Here is a 23987-nt window from a genome sequence, read left to right as displayed (position 1 = left end):
GCCAAAGAGCTAGCGGCACGCCAGCCAGCCTGATTTAGGAGATAGTCCATGAAATTGCCGATTTACCTTGATTACTCTGCGACGACCCCGGTTGATCCACGTGTCGCGCAAAAGATGAGTGAATGCCTGCTGGTCGACGGAAACTTCGGTAACCCGGCGTCCCGTTCCCACGTGTTCGGCTGGAAAGCTGAAGAGTCCGTCGAGAACGCTCGCCGTCAGGTCGCTGACCTGGTTAACGCCGACCCGCGTGAAATCGTCTGGACCTCCGGTGCCACCGAGTCCGACAACCTGGCAATCAAGGGTGCGGCGCATTTCTACGCCACCAAAGGCAAGCACCTGATCACCACCAAGATTGAGCACAAGGCTGTCCTCGACACCATGCGCCAACTGGAACGTGAAGGTTTCGAAGTGACCTACCTCGACCCTCGCGAAGATGGTCTGGTCACTCCAGAGATGGTCGAAGCTGCCCTGCGTGACGACACCATCCTGGTCTCGGTCATGCACGTGAACAACGAAATCGGCACCATCAACGACATCGCCGCCATCGGCGAACTGTGCCGCTCCAAGGGCATTCTGTTCCACGTCGACGCCGCTCAGTCCACCGGCAAGGTCGAGATCGACCTGTCGAAACTGAAAGTCGACATGATGTCGTTCTCTGCCCACAAAACCTACGGCCCTAAAGGCATCGGCGCGCTGTACGTCAGCCGCAAGCCGCGTGTTCGCATCGAAGCGACCATGCACGGCGGCGGTCACGAGCGCGGCATGCGTTCCGGCACCCTGGCGACCCACCAGATCGTCGGCATGGGCGAAGCTTTCCGTGTGGCCAAGGAAGACATGGCTGCCGAGAACGTACGCATCAAAGCCCTGAGCGACCGCTTCTTCAAGCAGGTCGAAGGCCTGGAAGAGCTGTACGTCAACGGCAGCATGACCGCCCGCGTACCGCACAACCTGAACCTGAGCTTCAACTACGTTGAGGGCGAGTCGCTGATCATGGCGCTCAAGGATCTGGCGGTTTCGTCCGGTTCGGCCTGCACCTCGGCATCGCTTGAGCCTTCGTACGTACTGCGCGCCCTGGGCCGCAACGACGAACTGGCACACAGCTCGATTCGCTTCACCTTCGGCCGTTTCACCACCGAAGAAGAAATCGACTACGCCGCGCAGAAAGTCTGCGAGGCCGTTACCAAGCTGCGCACTCTCTCGCCGCTGTGGGACATGTACAAAGATGGCGTCGACATTTCGAAAATCGAGTGGGCGGCGCACTGATATTCAAGTCGCCGCAACCGGGCCCTGCCAATCCACGATTTGCAGGGCTTCAAGAGCGACTCCTGATGAGTGAGGATTAAGAATCATGGCTTACAGCGAAAAGGTCATCGACCACTACGAGAACCCGCGCAACGTCGGCAAGATGGACGCGGAAGATCCTGATGTCGGCACCGGCATGGTCGGCGCTCCGGCGTGCGGCGACGTGATGCGCTTGCAGATCAAGGTCAACGAACAAGGCATCATCGAAGACGCCAAGTTCAAGACCTACGGTTGCGGTTCGGCGATCGCCTCCAGCTCCCTGGCGACCGAGTGGATGAAAGGCAAGACTCTGGATGAAGCAGAGACCATCAAGAACACTCAGCTGGCCGAAGAACTGGCGCTGCCGCCAGTGAAAATTCACTGCTCCGTACTTGCTGAAGACGCTATCAAAGCGGCCGTTCGCGACTACAAGCAGAAGAAAGGCTTGATCTGACTTTCAAGATTTGGCGACGAGTAAGGAGTCACCGATGGCTATCAGCATGACAGAAGCGGCTGCTCAACACGTGCGACGCTCCCTCAACGGGCGCGGCAAAGGTGAAGGGATTCGCCTGGGTGTTCGCACCACAGGCTGTTCCGGCCTTGCCTACGTGCTGGAGTTTGTCGACGAGGTGGTTGCAGAGGATCAGGTGTTCGAAAGTCACGGCGAGAAAGTGATCATCGACCCGAAAAGCCTGGCCTACCTGGACGGCACCGAACTCGATTTCGTCAAGGAAGGGTTGAACGAAGGCTTCAAGTTCAACAATCCCAACGTGCGCGGTGAATGTGGCTGCGGCGAAAGCTTCAACATCTGAGGCTGCGCGTGGGTACTCCTTGTCATTTCGCTTTATTTGAGCTGAAACCGAGCTTCCGTCTGGATCTCGATCAGTTGGCCACGCGCTACCGTGAGTTGGCGCGCGGTGTTCATCCGGACCGCTTTGCTGACGCTTCCGAGCGTGAGCAGCGGCTGGCGCTCGAGCAATCCGCGAGCCTCAACGAGGCCTACCAGACGCTCAAAAGTCCCCCCAAGCGCGCGCGATACCTGCTCGCCATGGGCGGTCGCGAGCTGCCGCTGGAGGTCACGGTGCATGATCCGGAGTTTCTTCTGCAGCAGATGGAGTTGCGTGAAGAACTCGAAGACCTGCAAGACAGCGCCGACCTGGCGGGTGTTGCAGTGTTCAAGCGTCGCCTGAAAACCGCGCAGGATGAACTGAACGAAAGCTTCGCAGCCTGTTGGGATGATGCAGCGCAACGTGAACAGGCCGAACGCCTGATGCGGCGCATGCAGTTCCTCGACAAGCTCACCTACGAAGTGCGCCAGTTAGAAGAGCGCCTCGACGATTAACCCAGTGCCGCTCCGGTCGCACGCCTGATATACAGATAAGTCCTGATCACGATGGCCCTACTGCAGATCGCCGAACCCGGCCAAAGTCCTCAACCGCACCAGCGTCGTCTGGCTGTGGGGATCGACTTGGGCACTACCAATTCGCTGGTCGCTGCGTTGCGCAGTGGTCTTTCCGAGCCTCTGGCCGACGCGCAAGGGCAGGTCATCCTGCCGTCTGCCGTGCGCTATCACGCCGATCGCGTCGAAGTCGGCGAGTCGGCCAAACTGGCCGCCGCGTCCGATCCTTTGAACACGGTGCTGTCGGTCAAGCGCTTGATGGGTCGTGGTCTGTCCGACGTCAAGCAATTGGGCGATCAACTGCCGTACCGGTTTGTCGACGGCGAGTCGCACATGCCGTTCATCGACACGGTGCAAGGCCCGAAAAGCCCGGTCGAAGTCTCCGCCGATATCCTTAAAGTGCTGCGTCAGCGTGCTGAAGCGACCTTGGGTGGCGAATTGGTTGGCGCGGTGATTACCGTTCCAGCCTACTTCGATGATGCTCAGCGTCAAGCCACCAAGGATGCGGCCAAGCTGGCCGGTCTGAACGTGCTGCGTTTGCTCAATGAGCCAACCGCCGCCGCCGTCGCTTATGGTCTGGATCAGCACGCCGAAGGCCTGGTCGCGATTTATGACCTGGGCGGAGGCACTTTTGATATTTCGATTCTGCGCCTGACCGGCGGTGTGTTCGAAGTGCTGGCTACCGGCGGCGACAGCGCCCTGGGTGGCGATGACTTTGACCACGCTATTGCTGGCTGGATCATCGAGAGCGCCGGTCTGTCGGCCGACCTCGATCCGGGTACGCAGCGCCATCTGCTGCAAATCGCGTGTGCAGCCAAAGAAGCCTTGACCCAGTCCTCGTCCATTGAAGTTGCTTATGGTGACTGGACGGCCGAGCTGACCCGTGACGCCTTCAATGCGCTGATCGAGCCGATGGTTGCTCGCAGCTTGAAAGCCTGCCGTCGCGCGGTGCGTGATTCCGGTGTCGAGCTGGAAGACGTACACGCTGTGGTCATGGTCGGCGGCTCGACGCGTGTGCCTCGCGTCCGCGAAGCTGTTGCGCAGGCCTTTGGTCGCGAGCCGCTGACCGAAATCGATCCGGATCAAGTCGTGGCCATCGGCGCCGCGATCCAGGCCGATACCCTGGCCGGCAACAAGCGTGACGGCGGCGAACTGCTGTTGCTCGACGTGATCCCGTTGTCTCTGGGGCTGGAAACCATGGGTGGTCTGATGGAGAAGGTGATTCCGCGCAACACCACCATCCCCGTCGCTCGGGCTCAGGACTTCACCACTTATAAAGATGGCCAGTCGGCCATGGCTATCCACGTATTGCAGGGTGAGCGCGAGTTGATCAGCGACTGCCGCTCCCTGGCACGCTTCGAATTGCGCGGTATTCCGGCGATGGTGGCTGGCGCGGCGAAGATTCGCGTGACCTTCCAGGTCGATGCCGACGGTCTGCTCAGTGTCTCGGCCCGCGAATTGGGTTCGGGCGTCGAAGCCAGCATTCAGGTCAAGCCGTCTTACGGCCTGACCGACGGCGAAATCGCCAAGATGCTCAAGGATTCGTTCCAGCACGCCAACGATGACAAGGTCGCCCGCGTATTGCGTGAGCAACAGGTCGATGCCCAGCGCTTGATCGAGGCGGTGCAGGGCGCTCTGGAGGTTGACGGCGAGCGCCTGCTCGATGCCGAAGAGCGCATGGTCATCGAATTGCAGATGCAGGAACTGACCGAATTGATGAAAGGCACCGATGGTTACGCCATCGAGCAGCAGACCAAGCGTCTGTCGCAAGTGACCGATGCCTTTGCTGCACGCCGCCTGGACTCGACGGTGAAAGCCGCTCTGGCGGGGCGCAATCTGAATGAAATCGAGGATAACTGATGCCGCAGGTCATTTTTCTGCCACACGAGAAGTTCTGCCCGGAAGGCATGGTTGTAGAGGCTGAGCCCGGTATTTCCATTCTCGAACTGGCCCATGAACACCATATCGAGATGGAAAGCGCCTGTGGCGGCGTCTGCGCCTGCACTACCTGCCACTGCATCGTTCGCGAAGGTTTCGATTCGCTGGAAGAGGCTGATGAGCTCGAGGAAGACTATCTTGATAAGGCTTGGGGGCTGGAAGCTCAGTCACGCTTGGCCTGTCAGGCAAAAGTCGGCACGGAAGACCTGACCATCGAAATTCCGAAATACTCGCTCAACCATGCAGCCGAAGCGCCGCACTGATTCAAGGAACCGACATGAGTCTGAAATGGGTTGATGTGCTTGAAATCGCGATCCAGCTGGCTGAGTCCAAGCCGGAAGTGGATCCGCGTTATGTGAACTTCGTCGATCTGCACCAATGGGTGCTGGCCTTGCCGGAGTTCAGTGATGATCCGACCCGCGGTGGCGAGAAGGTGCTTGAAGCCATTCAGGCTGCCTGGATCGAAGAAGCAGACTGATTCTGCACCGTACGCAGTTAGGCAATACCAAAGAACCCGCGTATAATTCGCGGGTTTAATTTTTCGCAAATTACCGTTTCTGGAGTTACACCATGGCTGTTCAACGTACTTTCTCCATCATCAAGCCTGACGCTGTTGCAAAAAACGTTATCGGCGAGATCACCACTCGTTTCGAAAAAGCTGGCCTGCGCGTTGTAGCTTCGAAACTGAAGCAACTGTCCAAAGCTGAAGCTGAAGGCTTCTACGCTGAGCACAGCGCTCGTGGTTTCTTCAACGACCTGGTTGCTTTCATGATCTCCGGTCCGGTTGTCGTTCAGGTTCTGGAAGGCGAAAACGCTATCGCTCTGAACCGTGAGCTGATGGGCGCTACCAACCCTAAAGAAGCTGCTGCCGGCACCATCCGCGCTGACTTCGCTGATTCCATCGACGCCAACGCTGTACACGGTTCGGACTCCGAAGCCGCTGCTGCTCGCGAAATCTCGTACTTCTTCGCAGCTACTGAAGTAACCACTCGCTAAGCATTGGCTTAAGAGTGAAGGTGAATCCATGACTACATCGACTGTAAAAACCAACCTGCTGGGTCTGACTCAACAGGAAATGGAAAAATTCTTCGACTCAATCGGGGAGAAGCGTTTCCGTGCCGGTCAGGTAATGAAATGGATTCACCACCTTGGCGTTGATGATTTCGACGCCATGACGAACGTCAGCAAGGCCTTGCGCGACAAGCTCAAGGCCATTGCTGAAGTCCGCGGCCCCGAAGTGGTCAGCGAGGACATCTCCACCGATGGCACCCGTAAGTGGGTGGTGCGCGTGGCGTCCGGTAGCTGCGTCGAGACCGTGTACATTCCCCAGGGCAAGCGCGGCACTCTGTGCGTTTCGTCCCAGGCAGGCTGTGCCCTGGACTGCAGTTTCTGCTCCACCGGCAAGCAAGGTTTCAACAGCAACCTCACCGCCGCCGAAGTGATCGGTCAGGTGTGGATTGCCAATAAATCGTTCGGCAGCATCCCGGCGACCGCCGACCGTGCCATCACCAACGTGGTAATGATGGGCATGGGTGAGCCGCTGCTGAACTTCGACAACGTCGTGGCCGCCATGCATCTGATGATGGATGACCTGGGCTACGGGATCTCCAAGCGCCGCGTGACCCTGTCCACTTCGGGCGTGGTGCCGATGATCGATGAGCTGTCCAAGCACATCGACGTGTCCCTGGCGTTGTCGCTGCACGCACCGAATGACGCATTGCGTAACCAATTGGTGCCGATCAACAAGAAATATCCGCTTAAGATGCTGCTCGAGTCGTGCCAGCGCTACATGTCGTCCCTGGGCGAAAAGCGCGTGCTGACCATCGAGTACACCTTGCTCAAGGACATCAACGACAAGGTTGAACACGCCGTTGAGATGATCGAGCTGCTCAAGAACATCCCGTGCAAGATCAACCTGATTCCGTTCAATCCGTTCCCGCATTCCGGTTACGAGCGCCCAAGCAACAACGCGATTCGCCGGTTTCAGGATCAGCTTCACCATGCAGGCTTCAATGTCACCGTACGCACTACCCGCGGTGAAGACATCGATGCCGCGTGTGGCCAATTGGTAGGGCAGGTGCTGGATCGCACCCGTCGCAGCGAACGTTATATCGCCGTGCGCGAGTTGAGCGCCGAAAACGATATGGCAACGAACGCTGCGAACAATAATTAAGAGAGGATCTCTATGTCCCTGCGCTTCGCGCTGCTTGTGCTGTTGGCCAGTCTCTGTGCTGGTTGTGTCCTGTCGGGCGATTTCAACCCGATGAAGACCAGCAAGGGCCGTGATGAGGCGCGTGCCGCCTACGTGCAGCTGGGTCTGGGTTATCTGCAGCAAGGCATGACCGAACGCGCCAAAGTCCCGTTGAAGAAGGCCTTGGACCTGGATAGCTCGGATCCTGACGCCAACGCGGCTCTGGGGCTGGTGTTCCAGGCCGAGATGGAGCCGGAACTGGCCGATCAGCATTTTCGCAAGGCGCTGTCTTCTCGTCCCGCCGATGCGCGAATCCTGAATAACTACGGCAGTTTTCTTTTCGAAGAGAAACGTTACAAAGAGGCGTACGAACGCTTCGAACAGGCCGCCGCCGATACCCTGTATCCTGAGCGTTCACGGGTTTTCGAAAACCTGGGCATGACCGCTTCAAAGCTTGGCCAGCGTGATCTGGCCCGCCAGCAACTGGAAAAAGCCCTGCGTCTGAATCGCCAACAGCCACGTGCATTGCTGGAAATGGCTGAGTTGTCTTACGAAGACAGGCATTATGTGCCCGCGCGTGACTATTACGACCGTTTTAGCCTGCTCACCGAACAAAATGCACGTAGTCTATTGCTCGGCGTTCGGCTGGCAAAAGTGTTCGAAGATCGCGACAAGGCCGCCAGTTTTGGCCTGCAATTAAAACGACTCTATCCCGGTACGCCGGAATATCAGCAATACCTGTCGGAGCAATGATGAAAGCGGCGCATCCCGAAGTTGTAGCAGCGAATCGCGTTAACCCCGGTGAGACTTTGCGCCAGGCCCGCGAAAGCAATGGCTGGTCGCTGGCCGAAGTGGCCCTCAAGCTCAACCTCACCATCAACTCCCTGAGCAATCTGGAAGCCGGCGCTTTCGACAAGCTGCCTGGGCACACCTTTGCTCGTGGCTATATTCGCGCGTATGCCAAATTGCTCGGCATGGACCAAACCGTTCTGGTCCAGCAGTTCGACCAATCCACCGGCACCGACTCCCAGGGCAGCAACGTCCACAGCCTGGGACGTATCGAAGAGCCGGTTCGGGTTTCCCACACTATTTTGCGCATTGTCAGCCTGCTGTTGCTGCTTGCGGTGATTGGCGGTGGTTTTATCTGGTGGCAGGATCAAACTTCACTGCGTACCAAAGACCTGATTGGGCTGGCGCCGGAACACGTTGAAGTCGAAGGCGCTGACGGCACCACCCAGATCCATCCACTGGACGAGCCGGAAGACCAGGCCGTTGCGCAAGGTCAGGCTGAAGGGGAAACACCTCTTGCGCTGCCTCAGGCCGAGTCTTCGACCGAGGAGCCAGTCAACGCCGAAACGAGTGCACCGGTTCCAGCGCCAGTCGTTTCAGCAGTAACGCCTGCGGCTGCGGCCCACAGCACCGCTCCGGCTGTCGCGACACCGGCGACGCCAGCGACACCTGCCCCGGCTGTTCCCGCTGTACCGGCACCGGTTATCTCTGCTCCAATTGCTCCGACCACCCCGGCTCCAGCTCCGGCAGCTCCGGTGGCCGGCCAAGGCCAGGTTCAACTGCAATTCACCGCCGATTGCTGGACGCAAGTGACCGATGGCACCGGCAAGGTGCTGTTGAGCGGTCTAAAGCGTAAAGGCGAAAATGTTTCCGTTAGCGGCAAGCCGCCCTTTTCCGTGCGTCTGGGCTTCGCCCGTGGTGCGCAGGTCAGTTACAACGGGCAGGTGGTTGATGTCGCTCCGTTCACCAGTGGCGAGACTGCTCGCCTGAAGTTGGGTCAATAAGTCATGCACGGCGAATCTCCAATCAAACGTCGCGAATCCCGCAAGATCTGGGTCGGCAACGTGCCCGTGGGCGGCGATGCGCCTATCGCTGTGCAGAGCATGACCAACAGCGATACCAATGACGTGGCCGCCACAGTGGCCCAGATCAATCGTCTGGAAGCCGCTGGCGTCGATATCGTGCGGGTTTCCGTGCCGGACATGGACGCCGCCGAAGCCTTCGGCAAGATCAAGCAATTGGTCAAAGTGCCATTGGTGGCCGACATCCACTTCGACTACAAGATCGCTTTGCGCGTAGCCGAACTGGGTGTGGATTGCCTGCGGATCAACCCGGGCAACATCGGTCGTGAAGACCGCGTGCGTGCGGTGGTCGATGCCGCCCGTGATCGCGGGATTCCGATCCGCATCGGCGTCAACGCCGGTTCCCTGGAAAAAGACCTGCAAAAGAAATATGGCGAGCCGACTCCAGCCGCGCTGGTCGAGTCCGCCTTGCGCCATGTCGAACACCTCGAGCGCCTGAATTTCCAGGACTTCAAGGTCAGCGTGAAAGCCTCCGACGTGTTCATGGCGGTCGCCGCCTACCGCTTGCTGGCCAAGGAAATCGTTCAACCGTTGCACTTGGGCATCACTGAAGCCGGTGGTTTGCGTTCAGGCACAGTGAAATCCGCCGTGGGCCTCGGTATGCTGCTCGCCGAAGGGATTGGCGATACTATTCGCATCTCGCTGGCGGCCGATCCGGTCGAGGAAGTGAAAGTCGGCTACGACATTCTCAAATCCCTGCACCTGCGTTCCCGTGGCATCAACTTCATCGCCTGCCCGAGCTGCTCGCGGCAGAACTTCGATGTGGTCAAAACCATGAACGAGCTGGAAGGACGCCTCGAAGACCTGCTGGTGCCGCTGGATGTCGCGGTGATCGGTTGCGTGGTCAACGGGCCGGGCGAAGCCAAGGAAGCCCATATCGGCTTGACCGGCGGCACGCCAAACCTGATTTACATCGACGGCAAGCCGGCGCAGAAACTGACTAATGACAATCTGGTGGATGAGCTTGAACGCTTGATCCGTCAGAAAGCGGCCGAAAAGGTCGAAGCCGACGCAGCGGTAATCGCTCGCGGCTGAGCCTGACTAAAGAGCCGAACGAATTTAAGGATTTATAGTGAGCAAGTCTCTGCAAGCCATTCGTGGCATGAACGACATCCTGCCCGAACAGACTCCCCTGTGGCGTCATTTCGAAGGCACCGTCTCGCGTCTGCTGGATAACTACGGTTACAAGCAGATCCGCATGCCGATCGTCGAGTTCACCGAGCTGTTCAAACGCTCCATCGGTGAAGTGACCGACATCGTCGAAAAAGAGATGTACACCTTCGAAGATCGCAACGGCGATTCCCTGACCCTGCGCCCTGAAGGCACAGCGGCCTGCGTGCGTGCGGTGCTCGAGCACGGCATCACCGGCGGCGGTCAGGTGCAGAAACTCTGGTACATCGGCCCGATGTTCCGTCACGAACGTCCACAGAAAGGTCGTTATCGCCAGTTCCACCAGATCGGTTGCGAAGTCTTCAACCTCGACGGTCCGGACATCGACGCCGAGCTGATCGTGCTGACCTGGCGCCTGTGGGGCGAGCTGGGTATCCGCGATGCGGTCAAGCTCGAACTCAACAGCCTGGGCACCAGCGAGTCCCGTGGTCGTTATCGTGAAGCACTGGTCGAATACCTGTCCGCTCGCCTGGATCAACTGGACGAAGACAGCCAGCGCCGTCTGAAGACCAACCCGCTGCGGGTTCTGGATACCAAGAATCCCGACACTCAAGCGGCATTGGCCGACGCGCCAAAAATGGCCGACTACCTCGACGAAGAATCCCGCGTGCACTTCGAGGGCCTCAAGGCTCGTCTGGACGCCGCTGGCATTCCTTATGTGATCAACCCGAAGCTGGTTCGCGGGCTGGACTACTACAGCAAGACCGTTTTCGAATGGGTCACCGACAAGTTGGGCGCCCAGGGCACCGTATGTGCCGGTGGTCGTTACGACGGTCTGGTGGAGCAGATGGGCGGCAAGCCGACCACGGGCGTCGGTTTCGCCATGGGCATTGAGCGCCTGGTGCTGCTGCTTGAAACCCTGGAGCAGATTCCCGAAGAAATCTCCCGTCAGGTCGATGTCTACCTCTGCGCCTTCGGTGAAGCCGCCGAGCTGGCCGGTCTGACCCTGAGCGAGCGTGTTCGTGATCAATTGCCCAACCTGCGCCTGCAAGTCAATGCCGGCGCCGGCAGCTTCAAAAGCCAGTTCAAGAAAGCCGACAAGAGCGGTGCGCTGTACGCATTGATCCTCGGTGACGACGAAATGGCCCAGCAAGTGGTAGGTTTCAAACCCCTGCGTGGCCAGGGCGAACAACAAAGCATTGCCTGGGATGCGCTTGCTGCACACCTGGCCACCTGCATCGTGCAGGGTTGAAGCTGTCAAACAGCCGATTTAGCGATTAAGGAGTATTGGGGTGTCGAGTACCGAAGACGAACATCTGGCGGAGTTGAAGGACTGGTGGACACGCAACGGCAAGCCCCTGGTCACTGGCGGCCTGTTGGCGCTGGTCATCGTATTCGGCTGGCAGGCCTTTCAGAAGTATCAGAGCAATCAGTCGCAAGGCGCCTCGATTCTCTATCAGCAATTGCTCGAAACCACGCTGACGCCTGACGGCAAGCCTGATGCTGCACGTGTTTCGGACCTGGCCGGCAAGCTCAACAGCGAGTTCGGCGGCACCGCTTACGCACAATATGGCAGCCTGTTCGTGGCGAAAGTTGCAGTCGACAGCGGTAAGCTGGACGACGCAGCCAGCGAGCTGAAAGCCATTGTCGCCAAACCGGCCAACCCGGCACTTGGCGAAATTGCCCGTCAGCGTCTGGCGCAGGTGCTGGCCGCGCAGAACAAGGTCGATGAAGCCCTGAAACTGCTCGAAGGCGATGCCGACAAAGCTTTCCTGGCCACTCGCGAAGAACTCAAAGGCGACCTGCTGGTGCAGCTGGGTCGTACCGACGAAGCGAACACGGCGTATCAAAAAGCCAAGGCGGCACTGTCGGATGAAGCGGCGGTCGGTGGCCTACAAATCAAGCTGGACGACCTGGCCAAAGGGGATGCGTGACGTGATCCGTTGGAAACATGCAGCATTGCTGGCTCTGGCCATATTGGCCGCGGGTTGCAGCAGCAACAGCAAGAAAGAATTGCCACCGGCCGAGTTGACCGACTTCAAGGAAGAAGTGGTTCTGCAAAAGCAGTGGAGTCGTTCGATCGGTGACGGTCAGGGCGAAACCTACAACATGCTGGTTCCGGCGATCGATGGCGATACCATCTATGCCGCCGACGTCACCGGTGTGGTGATGGCGATGGATCGCAGCAATGGCGACGTCAAATGGAAGAAAGATCTCGAACTGCCTGTCTCCGGCGCCGTTGGCGTGGGTTACGGTCTGGTCATGATTGGCACGCTCAAGGGCGAAATCGTTGCCCTGGACGCCAGCAGCGGTGAAGAGAAATGGCGCGCTCGCGTGACCAGTGAAGTGCTCGCGCCGCCGGCCACCAACGGTGACGTTGTTGTGGTTCAGACCCAGGATGACCGTCTGATCGGCCTGGATGCCGCTACCGGCAACCAGCGCTGGTTGTATGACAGCACGCCAGCGGTTCTGACCCTGCGCGGCACCAGCGCACCGATCGTCACCAACCGCCTCGCGGTGGCTGGCCTGTCGACTGGTAAAGTGGTTGCTCTGGATGTTTCCAACGGCGTGCCGGTGTGGGAACAGCGTGTAGCGATTCCACAAGGTCGTTCGGAACTGGAGCGTGTAGTCGATATCGACGGTGGCTTGCTGCTGTCCGGCGGTACACTGTATGTCGCCAGCTACCAGGGTCGCGTCGCAGCACTGGATCTGGAAAGCGGTCGTCAGCTCTGGCAGCGTGATGCTTCCAGCTATGCCGGCGTTGCCCAGGGTTTTGGCAGCGTCTACGTGAGCCTGTCTGCAGGCACCGTTGAAGGCGTTGACGAACGTTCTACCACTGCGTTGTGGAGCAACGATTCGCTGGCCCGCCGTCAATTGTCGGCTCCGGAAGTGTTCTCCAGCTATGTTGCAGTCGGTGATATGGAAGGCTACCTGCACCTGCTGAGCCAGGTGGACGGTCGTTTCGTCGGCCGCGAGCGCATCGACAGCGACGGCCTGCGTGCCCGTCCGCTGGTGGTGGGTGACACGATTTATCTGTATGGCAACAGCGGCAAACTGGAAGCCCTGACCATCAAGTAAGAACTATGCTTGGGGTTTAACCCCCCAGGCGGCCCCGGTTTCAAGGGGTTTGCAGTGTTTCATACACTGCCCCGAGCACCAGCCGCTGCCTCGCAGCGGCTTTTGTATTTTCTGAAATAACGAAGTGGAGAGCCGCATGGTTCCCGTAATCGCCCTGGTGGGCCGACCGAACGTCGGCAAGTCCACCTTGTTCAACCGCCTGACCAGGACTCGCGACGCCATCGTCGGCGACTTGTCCGGTCTGACCCGTGATCGCCAGTACGGTGAGGCCAAGTGGCAAGGGCGTTCCTACATTCTGGTCGACACCGGCGGTATCTCCGGTGACGAGCACGGTATGGACGAAAAAATGGCCGAGCAGTCGCTGCTGGCCATTGAAGAAGCGGATGTCGTTCTGTTCCTGGTAGATGCCAAGGCCGGTTTCACCGCGGCCGACCAGATGATCGCCGAGCACTTGCGCAAGCGTAACAAGCGTTCTTACGTGGTTGCCAACAAGGTCGACAACATCGACCCTGAAATGGCCCGCGCCGAATTCGCCCCGTTGGGCATGGGCCACGCGATCCCGATCGCCGGTGCTCATGGTCGTGGCATCACCCAGATGCTGGAAATCGCCCTGAGCGACTTCCCGAAAGACGACGAAGAGCCGGAAGAAGGCGAAGAAGAGATCGTTGCCGAAGGTGAGGAAGCCAAGCGCATTCCTGGCCCAAGCGAAAAAGACGGTATCAAGATCGCCATCATCGGTCGTCCGAACGTCGGCAAGTCGACCCTGGTCAACCGCATGCTCGGTGAAGACCGGGTTATCGTTTATGACCAGCCCGGCACCACCCGCGACAGTATCTACATCCCGTTTGAACGTAACGACGAGAAGTACACGCTGATCGACACCGCCGGTGTGCGCAAGCGCGGCAAGATCCACGAAGAAGTCGAAAAGTTCTCCGTGGTCAAAACCCTGCAAGCGATCAAAGACGCCAACGTGGTGATCTTCGTGATGGACGCCCGCGAAGGCGTGGTGGACCACGACCTCAACCTGCTGGGCTTTGCCCTTGAAGCCGGTCGTGCGCTGGTTATTGCGATCAACAAGTGGGACGGCATGACGCCGAGCGAGCGCGACTTCGTCAAGGTCGAGCTGCAACGTCGACTGTTCTTCGTCGACTTCGCCGATATCCACTTCATCTCGGCCCTGCACGGCACTGGCGTAGGCAACCTCTACGCGTCGGTACAGAACTCGTTCAAGTCCGCGGTCACCCGCTGGCCGACCAACCGCCTGACCCAGATTCTGGAAGATGCGGTCGGCGAGCACGCGCCACCGATGGTCAACAACCGCCGGATCAAGCTGCGTTACGCCCACTTGGGTGGTGCCAACCCGCCGATCATCGTGATTCACGGTAACCAGATCGAGAAGGTGCCGAAGTCTTACGTGCGTTACCTGGAAAACACCTATCGTCGTGTCTTGAAGCTGGTCGGTACGCCGATCCGCATCGAGTTCAAGGGCGGCGAGAACCCGTACGAAGGTAACAAGAACTCGCTCACCGACCGCCAGGTCAACAAGAAGCGCCGGATGATGTCGCACCACAAGAAAGCCGACAAAAAGCGCCGCGATAAGCGATAGAAGCAGCGGCGAGCCTCAAGCTGCAAGCTTCAAGTAAAAGCAGAAGGGTCCTTTTCGGGACCCTTTTTTGTGTCTGGTGGTTTGACGCTTGACCACTTGCAGCTTGTCGCTTGAAACTTGAAACTTGCAGCTCACCTGCAGGGAATCACCGATGATCACCAGTAAGCTGCCGAAAGTCGGCATCACTATCTTCACGCAGATGTCTCAGCTCGCGGCGCAAACCGGGGCGATCAATCTATCTCAGGGGTTTCCCGATTTCGACGGCCCGCAGGCCCTGCGTGATGCAGTCGGTCGGCACATCGCCAGTGGCCACAACCAGTATTCGCCGATGACTGGCTTGCCGGTGTTGCGTCAGCAGATTGCGGCGAAGATCGCTCGCAGCTACGGCGCCCATGTCGATGCCGACAGCGAAGTGACGGTCACTCCCGGCGCGACACAGGCGATCTTCTGCGCCATTCAGGCGGTGATCCACAGCGGTGATGAAGTCATCGTGTTTGATCCGGCCTACGACAGTTATGAACCCTCGGTTGAGCTGGCCGGTGGTCGCTGCGTCCATGTGCAGTTGGGCCTGAATGACTTCGCCATCGACTTCCAGAAGCTCGCTGAAGCCATTACGCCGCGCACGCGGATGATTATCCTCAATACCCCGCATAACCCCAGCGGCGCGCTGATCAGTCGTGCCGAGCTGGATCAACTGGCGGCGTTGATTCGCGACCGCGATATCTATGTGATCAGCGACGAGGTCTACGAACACCTGGTATTCGATGGCGTATCTCACGTCAGCGTATTGGCCCACGAAGAGCTCTATCAGCGCGCATTCGTGGTCAGTTCGTTCGGCAAGACCTACCACGTCACCGGCTGGAAAACCGGTTATGTCGTGGCACCTCCGGCCCTCACCGCGGAGCTGCGCAAGGTTCACCAATACGTCAGTTTCTGCGGCGTGACGCCACTGCAATACGCGTTGGCCGATTACATGGCCGAGCATCCGGAACACGTCGAAGAGTTTCCGGGCTTCTATCAGGCCAAGCGCGATCTGTTCTGCGATCTGCTGTCGCCGTCGCGCTTCAGTTTCACCCGCGTGGCCGGTACTTACTTCCAGCTGGTCGATTACTCGCAGATTCGCCCGGACCTCAATGACGTCGAGATGGCGCTGTGGATGACCCGCGAACATGGCGTCGCGAGCATCCCGATCTCGGTGTTCTACCAGACGCCACCCGAAGGCCAGCGCCTGGTGCGTCTGTGCTTTGCCAAACGCGAGGAGACCCTGCGTGAAGCAGCGGCAAAACTATGCGTGATCTGAGTGCTCTGCCCAATCTGAATGTTGCGCTGATCCAGACCACCCTGGCCTGGCATGATCGTCAGGCCAATCTGCAGCATTTCGAGTCCTTGCTGGAACAGGCTCGCGGCGCGGACCTGATCATCCTGCCGGAGATGTTCACCACCGGTTTCTCCATGGAATCGGAAACCCTCGCCGAGCCGGAAAATGGCCCCACCAGTAAATGGCTGCGGGTTCAGGCGGCGAAACTGGATGCGGTGATCACCGGCAGCATCATCGTCCAGGTGGCTGACGGCAGTCATCGCAATCGTCTGTTGTGGGCGCGGCCGGACGGGGAGGTGTGGCATTACGACAAGCGTCACCTGTTCCGTATGGCGGGCGAGCACAACCATTTCACCCCGGGCGAGCGTCAGGTGCAGTTCGAATTGAAGGGCTGGCGAGTGCGGCCGCTGATTTGCTACGACTTGCGTTTCCCGGTCTGGAGCCGCGACCCTCAAGACACCGACTTGTTGCTGTACACCGCCAATTGGCCGGGCGCCCGGCGCCAGCACTGGAACCGTTTGCTACCGGCACGGGCGATTGAAAACCTCTGCTATGTGGCGGCGGTGAACCGCATCGGTACCGATGGCAAAGGCTTTGCGTATACCGGTGACAGTCAGGTGCTGGATTTTCAGGGTGAGACATTGCTTGGCGCAGGCGATGCTGATGGTGTCTTCAAGGTCGTTCTGGATGCGGCGGAGCTGGCGGCTTATCGCGCGCGGTTTCCGGCGAATCTGGATGCGGATACCTTCGAGTTCACTTGAGACTTTCGCTGCCTGACCGTCCGTCTTCGCGAGCAAGCCCGCTCCCACACTTGATCGGTGTGAACATAGATTTTGTGTACACCAAAAATCCACTGTGGGAGCGGGCTTGCTCGCGAAGAGGCCAGAACAGGCAACAAAAAAATCCCAAGCAAACAAAAAGGCCCCGAGGTTCTCACCCCGGGGCCTTTTGCATTGCAGTGCAGGGCTTACGCCGCTTTCGCTTCCGGCTGGCTCAGGGAGCGATTCAGCGCGCTGAACAGAGCCTTGAAGCTGGCGGTGGTGATGTTTTCATCAATGCCGACGCCGTGCACCGCACGCTCACCGTTTACGCGCAGTTCAATGTAAGCCGCCGCTTTGGCATTGGTGCCCGCGCCGATGGCGTGTTCGTTGTAGTCCATGATTTCCACCGGGATCGGCAGACCGGCCACCAGTGCTTCCAGAGCGCCGTTGCCCTTGCCACGCCAGTGCAGGTTGGTTTCGCCCTGACCTTTGCTGGAGACTTCCACTTCCACGGCGCTGTGACCGTTTTCTTCCTGCAAGCGATGGCTGACCAGCGCGTACGGAGTGTTGGCCTGCAAGTACTCGCTGTGCAGCAACGCGTGGATCTGCTGGGCCGTCATCTCCAGGCCCAGGCGATCGGTTTCACGCTGCACGACCTGGCTGAACTCGATCTGCATGCGGCGCGGCAAGTTGATGCCGTATTCCTGTTCCAGCAGGTAAGCGATACCGCCCTTGCCCGACTGGCTGTTGACGCGAATCACCGCCTCGTAGCTGCGGCCGATGTCGGCCGGGTCGATCGGCAAGTACGGCACTTCCCACAGGGCGTCCGGTTGCTGCTGGGCGAAACCCTTGCGGATCGCATCCTGGTGCGAGCCGGAAAACGCGGTGTGAACCAGGTCGCCGACATACGGGTGACGTGGGTGCACAGGAATCTGGTTGCACTCTTCGACGACTTTGCGCACGCCATCGATGTCGGAGAAGTCCAGCTCAGGGTCGACGCCCTGGGTGTAGAGGTTCAATGCCACGGTCACCAGATCGACGTTACCGGTACGTTCACCGTTGCCGAACAGGCAGCCTTCGACACGGTCGGCGCCGGCCATCAGGCCCAGCTCGGTGGCGGCTACGCCAGTGCCACGGTCGTTGTGCGTGTGCAGGCTGATGATCACGCTGTCACGACGGTTGATGTGGCGGCCGAACCATTCGATCTGGTCGGCATAGATGTTCGGGGTGGCGCATTCAACGGTGGCAGGCAGGTTGAGGATCACCTTGTGCTCAGGCGTCGGGTTCCACACTTCGATGACCGCGTCGCAGACTTCCTTGGCGAACTCGAGTTCGGTAGCGCTGAAGGTTTCTGGCGAGTACTCGAAGGTCCACTCGGTGTCCGGCTGCTGGGCAGCGTATTTGACGAACAGCTTGGCGGCGTTCACGGCGATGGCCTTGATCCCGTCCTTGTCCTGGTTGAAGACAATGCGGCGGAAGGAAGGGGAGGTCGCGTTGTACAGGTGAACGATGGCTTTCTTGGCCCCGCGCAGGGATTCGAAAGTACGTGCGATCAAGTCTTCACGGCCCTGGGTCAGCACCTGAATGGTGGTGTCGTCCGGGATGTGGCCGTCTTCGATCAGGGTGCGCACGAAGTCGAAGTCGGTTTGCGAAGCGGCCGGGAACGAGGCTTCGATTTCTTTCACGCCGACTTGCACCAGGGTTTTCCAGAAACGCAGCTTCTTGACCGCGTCCATCGGCTCGATCAGCGATTGGTTACCGTCACGAAGGTCCGAGCTGCACCAGATCGGCGCGGCGGTGATGGTCTTCGACGGCCAGGTGCGGTCCGGGATGTCGATGGTCGGGAACGCGCGGTATTTCGAAGACGGGTCTTTGAGCATGCTCATCGGAAAATCCTTATTGTGTGGGCCGAAAAAAGGCGGCCTGCCGGTGGATCAAAAGTTGGGATAAAGCGTAAGACGAGGCACCGCGATTCAGCCTGGCAGTCGTGCACTGACGAGGCACAGGCTGCGGTGCTGGCGGAGCTGAATGAGGGTGTGAGAGGTTTTCATGCCTTCAACCCTAACCGCGGGGATGAAGGATGGCAAGCAGTCGAAAAAAATTGAGAGGAATACTCGAAAAGTCGTGTTTATTGAGATTTTGTTGCGGTGAATGGCAGGGATTGTATTGATGTTTGCGCGAGGTTTGAGCGATGCGCAATTGAAGGTTGGCGATTGCAGTTCGGTCGACGCAGCTATTCTTGAAGCCTCAACCAGACGATCAGGAAGCAGGAGTTGGCAATGAGGCGGAATAAGTGGGGCCAATGAGGCCGTCTTCGCGAGCAAGCCCGCTCCCACATTTGATCGGTGTGAACACATGTTCTGTGCACGCCGAAAATCTAATGTGGGAGCGGGCTTGCTCGCGAAGAGGCCGTCAGCCTCAACCACTATTTATGGCTGAAACGCACCAATAAAAATCGCCGGATCCACCCGCGCATCGTTCAGGCTGATATTCCAGTGCATATGCGGTCCGGTCGCGCGTCCTGTGGCGCCGACTTTGCCGACCACGCCACCGCGCGCCATTTGCTGACCGACCTTCACGTCGATCTTCGACATATGGCAAAACATGCTGATAAAGCCCTGGCCGTGGTCGACGAATACCGTATTGCCATTGAAGAAGTAGTTACCGATCAGGATCACCTTGCCAGCGGCCGGGGTTTTGATCGGCGTGCCGGCAGGCACAGCGAAGTCGAGGCCCGCGTGGGGATTGCGTTCTTCACCATTGAAAAAGCGGCGCACGCCGAACTTGCTCGACAGCGGCCCGTTGACCGGTTTGTCCAGCAACAGATTGCTCGGGGTGTTCGGGCTGAAGCTGCGGTAGGCCTGCATCTGCTCCGCCAGCTCACCCTCGATGCGCTTGAGATTCTCCTGGTTCGGATTGACCTGCTGGGTATTCTTCAGGGTGATGTGCTGTTCCGGGTATTTCTTGCTGGCGACGATGAAGTTCAGGTTACGACCGCCGCTGCTGATTTGTTGTGTACCCGGTTTTACAGTCAGTGGCACGCCGACGATGGCCAGCCAGTTGTTCTGTTCCTTGACCACCAATACCGGTCTCCCCTGATAGCTGGCTTTGGGTGCCTGGGCGGAGCTGCCCAAATCCACCACCGCCACACCGCCCGGCACCGGTTTGTTCAACAGGCGGGTGATGTAACTGTCGGCGTGGGCGTTAAAGGTCAGGCACAGCAACAGCAGCGGAGCTAAAAAACGCGGCATGGATCAGTCCAGTAAAGAAAGGGTGACAGGCGTCAGGTGATTGTCTTCGACCCGCACTTGCAGTTCGCCTTCACCTAGTTTGGCTTTCAGGCGCTGGCCGGTGTGGGTCTGAGCGGCGCTGCGAATCGCGTTGCCGCGCTCGTCCAGCAGAATGCTGTAGCCACGGGCGAGGGTCGCCAGCGGGCTGACCACATGCAGCGTCTGCATTTGACTTTGCAGTTGCAGGCGACGGGACTTAAGTCCTTCACGCATGGCCCGGGGCAGGCGTTCGGCGAGGCTGTCGAGACGTTGGCGAAGCATCGCCAGTTGTCGCCCGGGATGTTGCCCGGCGAGTCGGGTTTCCAGGCGGATCAAACGTTCGCGACGGGTATTGAGGCTGCGTTCGAATGCGCGGCGCATGCGCATGTCCAGATCATCCAGACGTTGTGCTTGCTGACGCAGTCGTTCACCGGGATGGCGCAGTCGGCGTGAAATACCTTCCAGACGCAGCCGATCACGCATCAGGCGGTCGCGCATGCGCATCACCAGGCGCCGGTGCAGGCTTTCGACGCGTCGCACCAGATCGCTGGAGTCCGGCGCGAGCAGTTCGGCAGCGGCGGAAGGCGTCGGGGCGCGGACGTCGGCGACGAAGTCACTGATCGACACATCGGTTTCATGGCCGACAGCACTGACAATCGGCGTCACGCAGGCATCCACGGCGCGGGCCACGGCTTCTTCGTTGAAACACCAGAGGTCTTCCAGCGAGCCGCCGCCACGGGCCAGGATCAATGCGTCGAAACCACGAGCGTCTGCCAGTTTCAGCGCACGGACAATCTGTGCGGTGGCTTCGCGGCCTTGCACGGGGGTGGGGATCAGCGTCAGTTGGATCTGCGGCGCGCGGCGGCGGAACACACTGATGATGTCGCGGATCACCGCGCCGGTGGGCGAGCTGATGATGCCGATGCGTTGCGGGTGCGCCGGCAGCGGCACTTTGCGCTCGGCGCTGAACAGGCCTTCGGCGCTGAGCTTTTCCTTCAAGGCATCGAAGGCCAGGCGCAGGGCGCCATCACCGGCCGGCTCCACGGTGTCGAGGATCAGTTGGTAATCGCCACGACCTTCAAACAGCGAAACCTTGCCGCGAACCTTGACCGCCAAGCCGTCCTTCAACGCCTGCCGAACCCGAGCGGCGTTCTGCCGGAACAGCGCGCAACGCACCTGGGCGCCGCTGTCCTTGAGGGTGAAATACACATGGCCGGACGCCGGGCGGGCGAGGTTGGATATTTCGCCTTCGACCCAGATGTTGCTGAACACGTCTTCGAGCAACACCCGCGCGCGGCCGTTGAGCTGGCTGACAGTCAGGACTTCCCGGTCCAGGCCGAGTCTTGCAAAGGGATCTTTAATCATGGGGCGCAGTTTAAAGGCATTCGGCAAACAATCTCCATGCTCCATGCAAATCCCTTTGTGGGAGCGGGCTTGCTCGCGAAAGCGGTTTAACATTCAACATTAATGTCGACTGTCACGCCGCCTTCGCGAGCAAGCCCGCTCCCACAGGGATTTGTGCAGGTATTGATAAATTGCTGGACCAGCGCCGTGGGATCTTGCCGGCAGGCGAGGGCGACGGTGCTGTGGCAATCCGGGTCGGCCAAGGGGAGGAAGTGGATATCCGGTGGCGCGATGTCTTGCATCGATTCCGGTAACAGCGCGATGCCGAACCCGGCCTGGATCAATTGCAGTTGCGTGGTTTTGCGCGACACTACTCGAGCCGCTTGGGGAAAGAACCCTTGGCGCATGCACAACTCGGCAGACAGATAGCTCAGGCCGCCACGCTGTGGATGAGGGATGGAAATAAACGCTTCATCCTTCAACTGTGCCAGATCGATGCCTTGCGCGGACTTATCCACAGCCAGCCGATGATTCGGCGGCACCGCCAGTAACAGACGCTCGCTGTACAGCGGAACAATCTGCACCCCTTCACGCTGACGCAACACCGGCAAGCGCAACAGACCCACGTCGAGGCGACCCTCGGCCAATTCTTCCAGTTGCGCCTCGGAGGACAGCTTGACGATGTCCATCGACACTCCCGCATGCCGATCCAGATAGTCGCTGATGCCTCGCAACAGCCGACCGCTCATAGGCACAGTGCTGGAATGACTCAGGCGCAACACGCCCAGTTGACCGCTGCCCACCTGAGTGGCCATCTCACTGGCCTTGGTCAGTTCGTTCAGCAGGTTTCTCGCCCGAGGCAAAAAAGCTTCACCTGCCGCCGTCAGTCGGGGTTGGCGCGCGGTGCGTTCGAACAGTGGTGTTTGCAGCCGGGTTTCCATGTCCTTGATCTGCCGGCTCAAGGCGGATTGAGCAATAAACAGTCGTTCGGCTGCAGCGCTGAAGCTGCCGCTCTCGGCGATTTCCACGAAGTAACGCAATTGGCGGGTTGAAAGCACGAGGTATGCCTTTTCGAGATGGCTAGTCGACGTTGAAGATATTAGTCGCAACGCTTGGCGCTGGCTAAAGTCATCGCAGGAATAAAAGGAAGCCGTATCGATGAATGTGCTGGAGTTATTGAACCAATGGCCGTGGGGTGCGGTGGATTGGCTGGTGATCGGGTTGGGCGTTGCCCTGGCCTACATCGTATTCGGCATCGCCGGTTTTGGTACCGCCCTGGTGGCGGGGCCGATTCTGATCCTGTTCATGCCACTGTCGAAAATCGTGCCGCTGTTGGTGCTGCTGGATTTCGTCGCGGCGTTCGGCAATCTGCTGCCCTCGCGACGGGATGTGGCGAGGCCCGAATTGTTGCGGCTGCTGCCGTGCATGGCGGTGGGCTGCACGTTGGGGGTGATTTTCCTGCTGAACCTGAAGTCCGATGTTTTGCTGCTGTTGATGGGGCTGTTTATCAGCGCCTATGCGGTTTACAGCCTGTGGATTAAAACCCGTCCGGCGCAATTGTCCGCCGGGTGGGCGGTGCCGATGGGCACGGTGGGCGGGATGTTCGGGGCGTTGTTTGGCAGTGGCGGCTTCTTATACGCGATCTATTTGAACAGTCGGTTGCCCAAGGACGCGGCCCGGGCGACCCAGAGTGCGTTGATCAGTTGCAGCACCGTGGTGCGTTTGAGCCTGTTTGCCATCGCCGGGGTGTATGCCGAGCTACCCTTGTTGGTATTGGCGCTGTGTTTGTTGCCGGCGATGGCGCTGGGGTTGTGGATCGGTCGGCGGTTGACCATGAAATTGTCCCGCGAGGCATTCGTGCGGCTGGTGACCTGGCTGGTGCTGGCCAGCGGGATTGCCTTGATCGGGCGTTATTTGAGTACTTGACCGGATTTCGTCAGGGATTAAGCTGCCGGCCGCCCTGGCGTCTTCGCGGGCAAGCCCGCTCCCACAAGGATCTCAGGTGAGCACAAATGTGTTTACGACCGAGATCGTGTGGGAGCGGGCTTGCCCGCGATGGCGTCAGGACGAACACCGCAGAAATATCCATTTGACGCAGTAGGCTTGCACCATGAACTCGCAAAGCATCATCGTCCCGAAAATCTCCACCCTGCCGGTACACGAACCCCGGGCCCGGGCGGTCGTGCGTTGGCTGGTGCGCAAGAACATCATCAAAGAAGAACTGACCACCTGTGGCCGCACCGGCAATCGCATGGCCCACGCCATCGCCGACGGTGCCCGCGCGGTAGTTTTGCACCCTGACGCGCTGCCGTTCGGCGAGCCGGTCAATGGCCTGGAGATCATCACCAAGCGCTGCATCTACACACCGGCCAAGGGGTTTCTCGAAGAAGCCGGCTGCGCCGAGTGCCGCAAGGAAGTCGGCGAAGCGCTGTTCGAAAGCCTGGAAGACTGGATGCCGGGGCGTACCGATAACTTCACGTGCCCTGAGTGCGGGCATGAAGATGACATCAACGGGTTTCTGTTCTTGCAGGAATGCGGCTTTTCCAACCTGGGTTTCATCTTCAATAACTGGCTCGAGGCCGGGTTCAAGCAGAGCTTCATCGACGAATTCGCCGATTGGCTGGATCAGCCTGTGAGTTGGGTCAAAGTCGAACTCTGAACGCGGGCGCCTTTGTAGGAGCTGCCGAAGGCTGCGATCTTTTGATCTTGTTTTTGAATATCAAAGTCAAAAGATCGCAGCCTTCGGCAGCTCCTACAAAGGCGTCGTTTTCCCGTATGTCAGTAATGCCAATAATAGACAGAGTTTTACATTGAACCCGAG

At 59.1% G+C, this 23987-nt stretch carries 24 protein-coding genes; 20 read left to right on the top strand and 4 right to left on the bottom strand.

From position 1 onward, the window contains the following. The first annotated feature begins 48 nt into the window (after window positions 1-48). The 18 genes from PMI36_RS17975 to PMI36_RS18060 all read left to right on the top strand — a co-directional run bounded on the left by PMI36_RS17975 (window position 49) and on the right by PMI36_RS18060 (window position 16553). A complete protein-coding gene (locus PMI36_RS17975; protein ID WP_008070984.1) occupies window positions 49-1263 on the top strand; it encodes an IscS subfamily cysteine desulfurase in 1215 nt (404 codons plus the stop codon). An 85-nt stretch (window positions 1264-1348) separates the two neighbouring features. Further along, the gene (gene iscU / locus PMI36_RS17980; RefSeq protein WP_003443374.1) at window positions 1349-1735 is read left to right on the top strand and encodes a Fe-S cluster assembly scaffold IscU; all 387 of its coding nucleotides are present in this window, start codon (window positions 1349-1351) and stop codon (window positions 1733-1735) included. Window positions 1736-1769: 34 nt separating this feature from the next. Beyond that, window positions 1770-2093 carry an iron-sulfur cluster assembly protein IscA gene (iscA, locus tag PMI36_RS17985; protein WP_007903589.1) on the top strand — a complete coding sequence of 108 codons (324 nt, stop codon included), beginning with the start codon at window positions 1770-1772 and terminating at the stop codon, window positions 2091-2093. A gap of 8 nt (window positions 2094-2101) precedes the next feature. Beyond that, entirely contained in the window at window positions 2102-2623 is a 522-nt protein-coding gene (gene hscB, locus PMI36_RS17990) for a co-chaperone HscB (RefSeq protein WP_008070981.1), read from the top strand. A gap of 51 nt (window positions 2624-2674) precedes the next feature. Beyond that, window positions 2675-4540 carry a Fe-S protein assembly chaperone HscA gene (hscA, locus tag PMI36_RS17995; RefSeq protein ID WP_008070980.1) on the top strand — a complete coding sequence of 622 codons (1866 nt, stop codon included), beginning with the start codon at window positions 2675-2677 and terminating at the stop codon, window positions 4538-4540. Further along, window positions 4540-4881, top strand: coding sequence for an ISC system 2Fe-2S type ferredoxin (gene fdx, locus PMI36_RS18000; protein WP_008070976.1), 342 nt, complete (start codon window positions 4540-4542; stop codon window positions 4879-4881). Before hscA ends, fdx begins: the two co-directional genes overlap by 1 nt. 14 nt (window positions 4882-4895) lie before the next feature. Further along, window positions 4896-5096, top strand: coding sequence for a Fe-S cluster assembly protein IscX (iscX, locus tag PMI36_RS18005; protein ID WP_008070969.1), 201 nt, complete (start codon window positions 4896-4898; stop codon window positions 5094-5096). A gap of 92 nt (window positions 5097-5188) precedes the next feature. Further along, on the top strand, window positions 5189-5614 hold the full coding sequence (ndk, locus tag PMI36_RS18010; RefSeq protein ID WP_007903599.1) for a nucleoside-diphosphate kinase: 426 nt from the start codon (window positions 5189-5191) through the stop codon (window positions 5612-5614). 28 nt (window positions 5615-5642) lie between these two features. After that, the gene (gene rlmN / locus PMI36_RS18015; protein ID WP_008070968.1) at window positions 5643-6791 is read left to right on the top strand and encodes a 23S rRNA (adenine(2503)-C(2))-methyltransferase RlmN; all 1149 of its coding nucleotides are present in this window, start codon (window positions 5643-5645) and stop codon (window positions 6789-6791) included. Window positions 6792-6803: 12 nt separating this feature from the next. After that, on the top strand, window positions 6804-7562 hold the full coding sequence (gene pilW, locus PMI36_RS18020; protein WP_007903601.1) for a type IV pilus biogenesis/stability protein PilW: 759 nt from the start codon (window positions 6804-6806) through the stop codon (window positions 7560-7562). Further along, window positions 7562-8602 (top strand): RodZ domain-containing protein, encoded by a 1041-nt coding sequence (locus tag PMI36_RS18025; protein ID WP_008070967.1) that lies wholly within the window; start codon window positions 7562-7564, stop codon window positions 8600-8602. Before pilW ends, PMI36_RS18025 begins: the two co-directional genes overlap by 1 nt. 3 nt (window positions 8603-8605) lie before the next feature. Beyond that, window positions 8606-9715 carry a flavodoxin-dependent (E)-4-hydroxy-3-methylbut-2-enyl-diphosphate synthase gene (gene ispG / locus PMI36_RS18030; RefSeq protein WP_008070966.1) on the top strand — a complete coding sequence of 370 codons (1110 nt, stop codon included), beginning with the start codon at window positions 8606-8608 and terminating at the stop codon, window positions 9713-9715. 37 nt (window positions 9716-9752) lie between these two features. Further along, window positions 9753-11042 carry a histidine--tRNA ligase gene (hisS, locus tag PMI36_RS18035; RefSeq protein WP_008070965.1) on the top strand — a complete coding sequence of 430 codons (1290 nt, stop codon included), beginning with the start codon at window positions 9753-9755 and terminating at the stop codon, window positions 11040-11042. Window positions 11043-11082: 40 nt separating this feature from the next. Continuing rightward, window positions 11083-11724, top strand: a complete 642-nt coding sequence (locus PMI36_RS18040) for a tetratricopeptide repeat protein (protein WP_007903605.1) — start codon at window positions 11083-11085, stop codon at window positions 11722-11724. After that, window positions 11717-12868, top strand: a complete 1152-nt coding sequence (gene bamB / locus PMI36_RS18045; protein WP_032830306.1) for an outer membrane protein assembly factor BamB — start codon at window positions 11717-11719, stop codon at window positions 12866-12868. The genes PMI36_RS18040 and bamB overlap by 8 nt, the downstream gene beginning before the upstream one ends. A gap of 136 nt (window positions 12869-13004) precedes the next feature. Beyond that, on the top strand, window positions 13005-14474 hold the full coding sequence (gene der / locus PMI36_RS18050) for a ribosome biogenesis GTPase Der (RefSeq protein WP_008070964.1): 1470 nt from the start codon (window positions 13005-13007) through the stop codon (window positions 14472-14474). Window positions 14475-14625: 151 nt separating this feature from the next. Next, complete coding sequence (locus PMI36_RS18055) at window positions 14626-15774, top strand: pyridoxal phosphate-dependent aminotransferase (RefSeq protein WP_008070963.1); 1149 nt, start codon at window positions 14626-14628, stop codon at window positions 15772-15774. Beyond that, window positions 15762-16553, top strand: a complete 792-nt coding sequence (locus tag PMI36_RS18060; protein ID WP_008070956.1) for an amidohydrolase — start codon at window positions 15762-15764, stop codon at window positions 16551-16553. Before PMI36_RS18055 ends, PMI36_RS18060 begins: the two co-directional genes overlap by 13 nt. A 206-nt stretch (window positions 16554-16759) precedes the next feature. Here the strand turns inward: PMI36_RS18060 and leuA are convergent, their stop codons facing one another. From leuA to PMI36_RS18080, 4 genes are all read right to left on the bottom strand, one after another. Continuing rightward, entirely contained in the window at window positions 16760-18439 is a 1680-nt protein-coding gene (gene leuA, locus PMI36_RS18065; RefSeq protein WP_007903610.1) for a 2-isopropylmalate synthase, read from the bottom strand. Between the two features lie 543 nt (window positions 18440-18982). Next, window positions 18983-19804, bottom strand: coding sequence for a peptidoglycan DD-metalloendopeptidase family protein (locus PMI36_RS18070; RefSeq protein WP_008070948.1), 822 nt, complete (start codon window positions 19802-19804; stop codon window positions 18983-18985). Window positions 19805-19807: 3 nt separating this feature from the next. Beyond that, window positions 19808-21187, bottom strand: coding sequence for an exodeoxyribonuclease VII large subunit (gene xseA / locus PMI36_RS18075; RefSeq protein ID WP_032830304.1), 1380 nt, complete (start codon window positions 21185-21187; stop codon window positions 19808-19810). An 86-nt stretch (window positions 21188-21273) separates the two neighbouring features. Next, a complete protein-coding gene (locus tag PMI36_RS18080) occupies window positions 21274-22224 on the bottom strand; it encodes a LysR family transcriptional regulator (RefSeq protein ID WP_008070942.1) in 951 nt (316 codons plus the stop codon). A gap of 100 nt (window positions 22225-22324) precedes the next feature. Here PMI36_RS18080 and PMI36_RS18085 point away from each other — a divergent pair, with 100 nt between their 5' ends. Next, window positions 22325-23092 (top strand): sulfite exporter TauE/SafE family protein, encoded by a 768-nt coding sequence (locus PMI36_RS18085; RefSeq protein ID WP_008070941.1) that lies wholly within the window; start codon window positions 22325-22327, stop codon window positions 23090-23092. Between the two features lie 184 nt (window positions 23093-23276). Next, entirely contained in the window at window positions 23277-23825 is a 549-nt protein-coding gene (locus PMI36_RS18090) for a hypothetical protein (RefSeq protein ID WP_007903617.1), read from the top strand. Window positions 23826-23987 lie beyond the last annotated feature (162 nt).

This window comes from Pseudomonas sp. GM79 (genome assembly GCF_000282495.1).
Classification (GTDB): Bacteria; Pseudomonadota; Gammaproteobacteria; order Pseudomonadales; family Pseudomonadaceae; genus Aquipseudomonas.
This window is presented reverse-complemented; position numbering and strand designations above follow the sequence as displayed.